This is a genomic window from Burkholderia sp. LK4 (assembly GCF_001043615.1).
Taxonomy (GTDB): domain Bacteria; phylum Pseudomonadota; class Gammaproteobacteria; order Burkholderiales; family Burkholderiaceae; genus Burkholderia; species Burkholderia cepacia.
This window is the reverse complement of the sequence record NZ_LDUL01000109.1, coordinates 1-8471: the sequence shown is the minus strand read 5'-3', so window position 1 is coordinate 8471 and position 8471 is coordinate 1. Positions and strand designations below refer to the sequence as shown.

At 69.7% G+C, this 8471-nt stretch carries 9 protein-coding genes and 1 pseudogene; 4 read left to right on the top strand and 6 right to left on the bottom strand.

Annotated elements, in window-relative coordinates; genetic code table 11:
* Window positions 1–113: 113 nt before the first annotated feature.
* Window positions 114–1139: an XdhC family protein gene (locus tag VK92_RS37135; protein WP_027788892.1), complete on the top strand. Its 1026-nt coding sequence runs from the start codon at window positions 114–116 to the stop codon at window positions 1137–1139.
* Window positions 1140–1259: 120 nt separating this feature from the next.
* Here VK92_RS37135 and VK92_RS37130 read toward each other — a convergent pair whose 3' ends face one another.
* The 6 genes from VK92_RS37130 to fliE form a co-directional block, all read right to left on the bottom strand.
* Window positions 1260–1997 (bottom strand): PepSY-associated TM helix domain-containing protein, encoded by a 738-nt coding sequence (locus VK92_RS37130; protein WP_048026704.1) that lies wholly within the window; start codon window positions 1995–1997, stop codon window positions 1260–1262.
* 269 nt (window positions 1998–2266) lie between these two features.
* Window positions 2267–2584 carry an EscU/YscU/HrcU family type III secretion system export apparatus switch protein gene (locus VK92_RS37125; protein ID WP_021157023.1) on the bottom strand — a complete coding sequence of 106 codons (318 nt, stop codon included), beginning with the start codon at window positions 2582–2584 and terminating at the stop codon, window positions 2267–2269.
* The gene (fliK, locus tag VK92_RS37120) at window positions 2581–3930 is read right to left on the bottom strand and encodes a flagellar hook-length control protein FliK (protein ID WP_048026705.1); all 1350 of its coding nucleotides are present in this window, start codon (window positions 3928–3930) and stop codon (window positions 2581–2583) included. Before fliK ends, VK92_RS37125 begins: the two co-directional genes overlap by 4 nt.
* Window positions 3931–4075: 145 nt before the next feature.
* Window positions 4076–4408, bottom strand: a complete 333-nt coding sequence (locus VK92_RS37115; RefSeq protein WP_048026706.1) for a flagellar protein FliT — start codon at window positions 4406–4408, stop codon at window positions 4076–4078.
* Window positions 4405–4839 carry a flagellar export chaperone FliS gene (gene fliS, locus VK92_RS37110; RefSeq protein ID WP_021164034.1) on the bottom strand — a complete coding sequence of 145 codons (435 nt, stop codon included), beginning with the start codon at window positions 4837–4839 and terminating at the stop codon, window positions 4405–4407. The genes VK92_RS37115 and fliS overlap by 4 nt, the downstream gene beginning before the upstream one ends.
* 225 nt (window positions 4840–5064) lie before the next feature.
* The gene (gene fliE, locus VK92_RS37105) at window positions 5065–5409 is read right to left on the bottom strand and encodes a flagellar hook-basal body complex protein FliE (RefSeq protein WP_021164033.1); all 345 of its coding nucleotides are present in this window, start codon (window positions 5407–5409) and stop codon (window positions 5065–5067) included.
* Between the two features lie 249 nt (window positions 5410–5658).
* Here fliE and fliF point away from each other — a divergent pair, with 249 nt between their 5' ends.
* The 3 genes and pseudogenes from fliF to VK92_RS42280 all read left to right on the top strand — a co-directional run.
* Window positions 5659–7422: a flagellar basal-body MS-ring/collar protein FliF gene (fliF, locus tag VK92_RS37100; protein ID WP_048026708.1), complete on the top strand. Its 1764-nt coding sequence runs from the start codon at window positions 5659–5661 to the stop codon at window positions 7420–7422.
* Window positions 7412–8407, top strand: coding sequence for a flagellar motor switch protein FliG (gene fliG, locus VK92_RS37095; RefSeq protein WP_027788887.1), 996 nt, complete (start codon window positions 7412–7414; stop codon window positions 8405–8407). The genes fliF and fliG overlap by 11 nt, the downstream gene beginning before the upstream one ends.
* Window positions 8400–8471 (top strand): annotated as a pseudogene (locus VK92_RS42280) (flagellar assembly protein FliH); the annotation flags it as partial. The gene fliG and the pseudogene VK92_RS42280, both read left to right, overlap by 8 nt.

The following is an 8471-nucleotide window of genomic DNA, read 5'->3' as shown; positions in this document are numbered from 1 at the left end:
CTCCCCGTTTTGCGCCTTCCCCCGTCCCTGCACGCTTGTCGCGGCCGGTTCATAATCGCGCCATCGAACGGCAGCCCGCATCGACGGGTGCGCCCGGCAACAGGAAGAAGATGATGGAAAGCGTCGATCTCGATGTATTGAAATCCAGCGCGCGCTGGCTCGAAGAAGGGCGCCGCGTGCTGCTCGTGACGGTCGTGAAGACCTGGGGCTCGTCGCCCCGCCCCGAAGGCGCGATGCTCGCGGTCCGCGAGGACGGGCTCGTGGTCGGCTCGGTGTCCGGCGGGTGTATCGAGGACGACCTGATCGCCCGCGTGCATGCGAGCGGCATCGCGGCCGACGCGCGCCCGGAAGCGCTCAAGTACGGCGTGACGGCCGAGGAAGCACATCGCTTCGGGCTGCCTTGCGGCGGCACGATCCAGCTCGTGCTCGAGCCGCTCACGCGCGACAGCGGGATAACCGCGCTGTGCGCGGAAGTCGAGGCCGGGCGCCTCGTCACGCGCACGATGACGCTCGCGACGGGCCGCGCATCGCTGTCACCCGCGCAGGCCGCCGACGGGCTCGCGTTCGACGGCGAGCGGCTCGTGACGATCCACGGGCCGCGCTACCGGATGCTCGTGATCGGCGCCGGCCAGTTGTCGCGCTATCTGTGCCAGATCGCGGTCGGGCTCGACTACCAGGTGACGGTATGCGATCCGCGCGAGGAATACACCGATGCGTGGGACGTGCCGGGCACGCGCGTCGTGCACACGATGCCCGACGATACGGTGCTCGAGATGAACCTCGATGCGCGCTCGGCCGTGATTGCACTGACGCACGATCCGAAGCTCGACGATCTCGCGCTGATGGAGGCGCTGAAGACGCCCGCGTTCTACGTGGGCGCGCTCGGCTCGCGGCGCAACAACGCGGCGCGGCGCGAACGGCTGCGCGAATTCGACCTGAGCGAAGCGGAACTGGCCCGGCTGCACGGGCCGGCCGGCATCTACATCGGCAGCCGGACGCCGCCGGAAATCGCGATCTCGATCCTCGCCGAGATCACCGCCGCGAAGAACCATGTGTCGCTGCCGACGATCCTGCAGGTCGAAGGCGCGAAGGCCGCACGGGAGATCGCGGCGAACAGCGGCGCGGCGTGCGGCCTCTGATCGGCGGGTAGTCGCGCGGGGTACGCGGCCGCGACGGGCGAAGCCGACGAAGGCGACGAAGCCGACGAGACTGACGACAGCGCACGCGCCGGGGCCCAGCCGGCGCGCACGCCGGTCAGGTCAGGTCAGGCCGGCGGCAAGCGCCGCGGCGACCGAACCGACCACCAGCACGACGCCGACCGTGCGGCGCTTGTTCAGCTCGGTCCACAGCAGCACGCCGGTCAGCGACAGCAGGATCAGCGAGCCCGCGATCGTGTCCATCAGCAGCACCCAGCCGAGATTCATCCCGACACCGCGATGCAGGTTGTTCAGCGTCGTCAGGAACGTGTTGCCCGTGCGCTTCACCGAGACGTAGCCGTTGCCGACCCAGTATTCGGCCTGCAGGTTCTGGTGCGGACCGAACAGGCCGAACTGCCAGTGCTCCGGCTGCATCACGCGCTTGTCGCCCCACGCAACGGGCTGCGCGGCCTCCTTGCGCATGCGCCCCGGCTTGCCGTCGAAATTCAGCTCGTGCTGCAGCCACTTCGTCATCGCGGCGGGCGTCTTCGGCACCGGATCGGGCAGCGCGATCTGCATCTCCTCGACCTGCGGCTCGCCTGTCGAAATCTTCAGCGGCGGCGCGCGGTGGTTGAGCAGCACGCCCGTCACGCCGAACAGCAGCCCGAGCACCGCGCCCCACAGCCCGACCCAGCCGTGCACCTTGCGCAGCCACTTGATGAAGGTCGCGCGGCGCGAGCGCTGGCGGCGCGCGGCCAGTTCGTCGTCGCTCAGCGGGCGGGCCGCCGCCGGGTGCAGCACGGTGACACCCGTGCGGGCAGTACCCGTCTTGGGCGGATTGATCGTTTCGGGCGCGTTCACGCGAAAGGTTCCATTCGTTCAAAACAACGGGCGGCGCGCAAAACGTACGCGCCGCCCGGGCAGCATGAAAATGAGAATGGATATCATTACACAAACAAACCGGCGGCTCAATCCATCCGGGTGCGTCGCGGCACGCCCGGCAAGAGCAAGAAGGTGGGCAAAGCGCGCACGTTGCGCCGCGATGCCGGCCGATAACCGGAAAATGCCGCCCGAATGACCCTGCAAGACCAGGACAGCATTTCGTAAGAAGTCGCGCGATGCCGGGCGATTCAGCGCAGCGGCGGCAGCGGAAAGCGCGGTGTCGTGTCGTCCGGCGCGGGCTCGGTGCGGTCGAGCGCGTACAGCCACGCGAGCAGATCCGCGACCGCCTGGTAGAGCTGCGGCGGAATCCGGTCGTCGAGGTCGACCTGCATCAGCAGCGACACCATCTCCGGTGCCGTATGCACGTACAAGCCCGCATCGTGCGCACGCGCGACGATCATCTCGGCGAGCACGCCGTAGCCCTTCGCGACCACCCGCGGCGCCGCATCGCCGCCCTTCGGATCGTAGACGAGCGCGGCCGCGCGCTTGCGGGACGTCATGCTCATGGCAGCGCCTCGTCGTCGGGATCCGGCGCATGCGTCGCCGGGCCGCCGGCCGAACCGCGCGCATACGCGGCGGCCGCCGCCTGGGCTGCAAACAGGTCGAAGCCGTCCGGGCCGTCGTCGACCGCGCGGATCGACAATCCTCCCACCCTCAGCCCCGACACCTCGAGCCGCTGCCGCAGCGCGGCCTCGTGCCGCGCGAGGCGGTCGGCGCCCGTCTGGTTCGCGCGCAATCGCGCGACCAGTTGCGTGCCGTTCAGCACCAGTTCCGCGTCGACCGTGCCGAGCGACGGCAACGTCAGCGTCAGGCGCGTGCGCCATGCGATGCCGTCGCCCGGGCCATCGTCGCCGCGCGGCGAGCGGCTGCCCGGATCGTCCGGCTCGATCGTCCAGTCGAGCCGCGCGCCGGGCCACGCCTCGCCCGTCCAGCGGAACTGGTCGGTCGCGAGCGCGTCGAGCTGCTGCCTGACGAGCGGCACGGTGGCCGGATGCACGGTCGCCAGCGTCTGCGCCTGGGAGTCGGACGACGCGGTGGCCGGTTGCGCGGGCGTCCCGCGCACATCAGGGCGTTCGCCGAGCAGATCGAACGTATCGGGCGGCAGCGACGCGCCGTGCCGTGCGGCCGCCGGCAAGCCCTGCGCGGGATCGCGTGCCGGTGCGCCGCCCTGGGCCGGTGTACCCGGCTGCGCCGTCGCCCGCGCGGTCGCGGGCAGCGGCGGCCGCTGCGCGAGCAGTTCGTCGAGCACGTCGGTCGAGCCGTGCTGCGCGGCATCCGGGTCGGCCGGCGCGAGCGCGGCCGCGAGGCGTGCCTGCGGCTCGCGCATCAGCGCCGCGAGCGGGCGCTGGCCGGCCAGCCACTGCGCCAGATGGGATTCGTAGAAAAGGCCGCTTTCGCTCACGGCCTGCGCGAGCGCTGCGCGCAGCGCCGCGACCGGCAGGGCCGCGCCCGCTTCGCGCGCCGCCGCAGCGGAAGATGCCGCGGCGGGGGCCGGCGTCGAAGACGCAGCCGGATCGGAGGCGGCCGGCGCGCGGGCCGGCAAGGCCGTATCGGTGAGCAGCACGGTGGGATCGGCCAGCAGCGGCACGCGCCCGGCAATGGCCGGTGTCGAGTCGCCACCGGCCCGCGAGATTGCGTCGAGCACGCGCCCGACATCGGACAGTGCGGTCTGGGTCGAGGCCGGCGGCGCGGCCGGCGGGCTGCCGGCCGAAGGCGTGGACGCCGTGCCGGTGCCCGGCGTGCCGACCTGCGAGGTCGCGCCGCCGCCGGCGGGCGCCGATACGGTGCCGGTCAGCAGGCTGTCGAGGCGGCTCGCCAGCAGCGCGGCCGCAACGGAGTCGATACCGGTCATGATCGGAGCCTGCTCACCTCAGCCACATCGTTGCGAATCCGGGAACGGCACGCCGGTGCCGCTCGCGGGAACTGCGCGCCTCCCGCAACGGGTTCGTGCGCCCCGCGCCCGTCTCCCCGCCTCCCGGCTTCCCTGGAAACGGGCCCTACCCGCGCGCGCGGTAGAGATCGGTCAATACCTTGGTCGAGCGCCGCGCCTCGAACAGCGCGGACAGCCGCGCGACGTCCGGGCTCGCGAGGTCGCGGATCGCGGCGTCGTCGGCCAGGATGCGGCGGATCAGGTCGAGCTTGCGGCCGAGATCCGATTCGTCGAGCACGACGCCCGGATCGGCTTCCTTCAGCCCGTCGACGAGTGCCATGAATTCGGCCTGCAACCCCGGCAACGCGCTCCAGTCGGCGCTGCGGGCGGCGCCCAGCATCCGGCCCGACACGGCGGCGAGCTCCTCGTAACGTGCGAAGTATTCGGCCTTGCGATTCATCTCGATGCTTCCACTGCCTGTTGCGCGGCCATCCGCGCGACTTCCGGGGCGATCCCCGTCCATGCTTCCTCGAGCGTCGCGAGCAGCCCGTCGACCTCGACCAGCATCGCGTCGCTCGCCTGCGCGTTCGCTTCCAGCAGACGCCGGCCGATATACGCATACAGCGCGTCCAGCCGTTCCGCGATCTCGCCGCCCGCGTCGCGGTTCAGCGATGCCTTCAGCCCGCTCTCGACGATCCGGATCGCCTTGCCGATCGCATCGCCGCGCGCGGACACATTGCCCTGCTGCAAATGCATGCGCGCCAGCGCAACCGCCTGCCGCGCGCCCTGGTACAGCATCGCGATCAAACGGTGCGGGGAGGCGCCCATCACCCCGGTCTCGACGCCGACACGCGCGTATGCACTGGCTCCAGCGTGTCCTGGGGAAAACATGCGCTTCTCCTTGTTATGCGTTGGCTATACGGGAACCGCCGCCGTGCATCGCACGACGCGGCCTTCACCGGAGTTATCGGAAGGGATTTGAAAAGCTTTAGGCAAGCGTGGCCTGCCGCCGGGGCGCCGAAGGCGCCGGCCCGGAGGCCTTCCCTGAACAACTTTCGCCGGATGGCCGCCCCCGGGTGCCCGTCGCCGGGTACCCGTCCCCGGATGCCCGCCGCATCACACCGACATCTGCATGATGTCGTTGTAAGCGCTCACCAGCTTGTTGCGGACCTGGAGCCCGAACTGGAAGCCGATATTGGCTTTCTGCATGTCGACCATCACGTCGTTCAGCGAGACGTTCGGCGCACCGACCTCGAACGCCTGCGCCTCGCCGAGCGCGTGCTGCTGGTCGCCGCTGATCTTGTCGAGCGACGCCTTCATCGCGCTCGCGAACGTGCCGGCCGTCGCCGCGCCCGAACCGGCCAGCGCTGCCGTCGGGCTCGCGACGCCGCCGGACGCCTGCGCGGCCATCGACTGCATCTGTTGCAACACCGAACCGATTCCGCTGACGTTCGCAGTCATGCTGTCCCCAAAACTGAGAGAAGAGACCCGGCGCACCGGGCGTTTCCGCCGGCGCCGCACCACGCGCACCATGCCGGATCGCGAAAAAGGATAGCAGCGCGCCGCGCGTCAAAGCCGAGAAAGTACGGGGGAAACCCCGCTCTTTTCAGTCGATCGGAACCGGGCCCGGGTCACCATAATCGCATCGTGTCATTGTCCGCCCGCTCGTCCGAGCGAGCTCAGTCGTCCCGCTCCGGAGAAACTCGACGCATGGATTCGCAGGCCAACTCGCTGATCAACCCAGACGCCCGCGCGGGCCTCGCCAGCCCGGCGCCCGGCGCCGCCGCGGCCGCCGCGTTGCCGGGCGCGGGTGGCGCAGGCGCGGACTTCGGGCTTGGCGGCTTCGCGGAACGCATTCCCGGCATCTCGCGGATGAAGGGCAACCCGAAGCTGCCGTTCCTGATCGCCGTCGCGTTCGCGGTCGCCGTGATCACCGCGCTCGTGCTGTGGAGCCGCGCGCCCGACTATCGCGTGCTGTACAGCAACCTGTCGGATCGCGACGGCGGCGCGATCATCGCCGCGCTCCAGCAGGCAAACGTTCCCTACAAGTTCGCCGATGCCGGCGGCGCGATCCTCGTGCCGTCGAACCAGGTACATGAAACGCGCCTGAAGCTCGCCGCGATGGGGCTGCCGAAGGGCGGCTCGGTCGGCTTCGAGCTGATGGACAACCAGAAGTTCGGCATCAGCCAGTTCGCCGAGCAGATCAACTACCAGCGCGCGCTCGAAGGCGAGCTGCAGCGCACCATCGAGTCGATCAACGCCGTGCGCGGCGCGCGCGTGCATCTCGCGATCCCGAAGCCGTCGGTGTTCGTGCGCGACAAGGAAGCGCCGAGCGCGTCGGTGTTCGTCGACCTCTACCCGGGCCGCGTGCTCGACGAGGGCCAGGTGCAGGCGATCACGCGGATGGTGTCGTCCGGCGTGCCCGACATGCCCGCGAAGAACGTGACGATCGTCGACCAGGACGGCAACCTGCTGACCCAGACCGCCTCGGCATCCGGCCTCGACGCGAGCCAGCTCAAGTACGTGCAGCAGGTCGAGCACAACACGCAGAAGCGCATCGACGCGATCCTCGCGCCGATCTTCGGCACGGGCAACGCACGCTCGCAGGTCAGCGCGGACCTCGATTTCTCGAAGGTCGAGCAGACGTCGGAAAGCTACGGCCCGAACGGCAATCCGCAGCAATCCGCGATCCGCAGCCAGCAGACCAGCAGCGCGACCGAGCTCGCGCAGGGCGGCGCGTCGGGCGTGCCGGGCGCGTTGTCGAACACGCCGCCGCAGCCGGCGTCCGCGCCGATCGTCGCCGGCAACGGCCAGAACGCACCGCAGACGACGCCCGTGAGCGACCGCAAGGACCAGACGACCAACTACGAGCTCGACAAGACGATCCGTCACCTCGAGCAGCCGATGGGCAGCGTGAAGCGGCTGTCGGTCGCGGTCGTCGTCAACTACCAGCCGGTCGCCGATGCAAAGGGCCACGTGACGATGCAGCCGCTGCCGCCGGCGAAGCTCGCGCAGGTCGAACAGCTCGTGAAGGATGCGATGGGCTACGACGCGAAGCGCGGCGACTCGGTGAATGTGGTGAACAGCGCGTTCTCGACCGCGAGCGACCCGTACGCCGACCTGCCGTGGTGGCGCCAGCCCGACATGATCGCGATGGCGAAGGAAGCCGCGAAGTGGCTCGGCATCGCGGCGGCCGCGGCGGCGCTCTACTTCATGTTCGTGCGCCCGGCGATGCGCCGCGCGTTCCCGCCGCCCGAGCCGGTCGCGGCGGCGCTCGCCGCGCCGGAAGATCCGGTCGCGCTCGACGGCCTGCCGGCGCCGGAGAAGGCCGAAGAACCCGACGCGCTGCTGCTCGGTTTCGAAAGCGAAAAGAATCGTTACGAACGCAACCTCGACTACGCGCGCTCGATCGCCCGCCAGGATCCGAAGATCGTCGCCACCGTCGTGAAGAACTGGGTGTCCGATGAACGCTGAAGGCTTGACCAAGAGCGCGCTGCTGCTGATGTCGATCGGCGAGGAAGAGGCCGCGCAGGTATTCAAGTTCCTCGCGCCGCGCGAGGTCCAGAAGATCGGCGCCGCGATGGCCGCGCTGAAGAACGTCACGCGCGAGCAGGTCGAGGACGTGCTGCAGGAATTCGCGAAGGAAGCGGAGCAGCACACCGCGCTGTCGCTCGATTCGAGCGACTACATCCGCTCGGTGCTGACCAAGGCGCTCGGCGAGGACAAGGCCGGCGTGCTGATCGACCGCATCCTGCAGGGCAGCGACACGAGCGGCATCGAGGGCCTGAAGTGGATGGACTCGGGCGCGGTGGCCGAACTGATCAAGAACGAGCATCCGCAGATCATCGCGACGATCCTCGTGCACCTCGACCGCGACCAGGCATCCGAGATCGCGTCGTGCTTCACCGAGCGCCTGCGTAACGACGTGATGCTGCGGATCGCGACGCTCGACGGCATCCAGCCGGCCGCGCTGCGCGAACTCGACGACGTGCTGACGGGCCTGCTGTCCGGCAGCGACAACCTGAAGCGCAGCCCGATGGGCGGCATCCGCACCGCAGCCGAGATCCTGAACTTCATGACCAGCGTGCACGAGGAAGGCGTGCTCGAAAGCGTGCGCCAGTACGACGCGGATCTCGCGCAGAAGATCGTCGACCAGATGTTCGTGTTCGAGAACCTGCTCGACCTCGAGGACCGCGCGATCCAGATGGTGCTCAAGGAAGTCGAGTCGGAAACGCTGATCATCGCGCTGAAGGGCGCACCGCCCGCGCTGCGCCAGAAGTTCCTCGCGAACATGTCGCAGCGCGCGGCCGAACTGCTCGCCGAGGATCTCGACGCGCGCGGCCCGGTACGCGTGTCCGAAGTCGAGACGCAGCAGCGCCGCATCCTGCAGATCGTGCGCAACCTGGCCGAGAGCGGCGCGATCGCGATCGGCGGCAAGGCGGAAGACGCGTATGTCTGATTCGGCGAGCGATCGCGCGGGCACCCTCACCGCCTACCAGCGGTGGGAGATGGCGTCGTTCGAC

Excerpts from the sequence above, each read along its gene's own strand:
- fliF (WP_048026708.1), top strand. The coding sequence starts at position 5,659 with ATGGATTCGCAGGCCAACTCGCTGATCAACCCAGACGCCCGCGCGGGC.
- fliG (WP_027788887.1), top strand. The coding sequence starts at position 7,412 with ATGAACGCTGAAGGCTTGACCAAGAGCGCGCTGCTGCTGATGTCGATC.
- fliS (WP_021164034.1), bottom strand. The coding sequence starts at position 4,839 with ATGTTTTCCCCAGGACACGCTGGAGCCAGTGCATACGCGCGTGTCGGC.
- VK92_RS37135 (WP_027788892.1), top strand. The coding sequence starts at position 114 with ATGGAAAGCGTCGATCTCGATGTATTGAAATCCAGCGCGCGCTGGCTC.
- VK92_RS37125 (WP_021157023.1), bottom strand. The coding sequence starts at position 2,584 with ATGAGCATGACGTCCCGCAAGCGCGCGGCCGCGCTCGTCTACGATCCG.
- VK92_RS37115 (WP_048026706.1), bottom strand. The coding sequence starts at position 4,408 with ATGAATCGCAAGGCCGAATACTTCGCACGTTACGAGGAGCTCGCCGCC.
- fliE (WP_021164033.1), bottom strand. The coding sequence starts at position 5,409 with ATGACTGCGAACGTCAGCGGAATCGGTTCGGTGTTGCAACAGATGCAG.
- fliK (WP_048026705.1), bottom strand. The coding sequence starts at position 3,930 with ATGACCGGTATCGACTCCGTTGCGGCCGCGCTGCTGGCGAGCCGCCTC.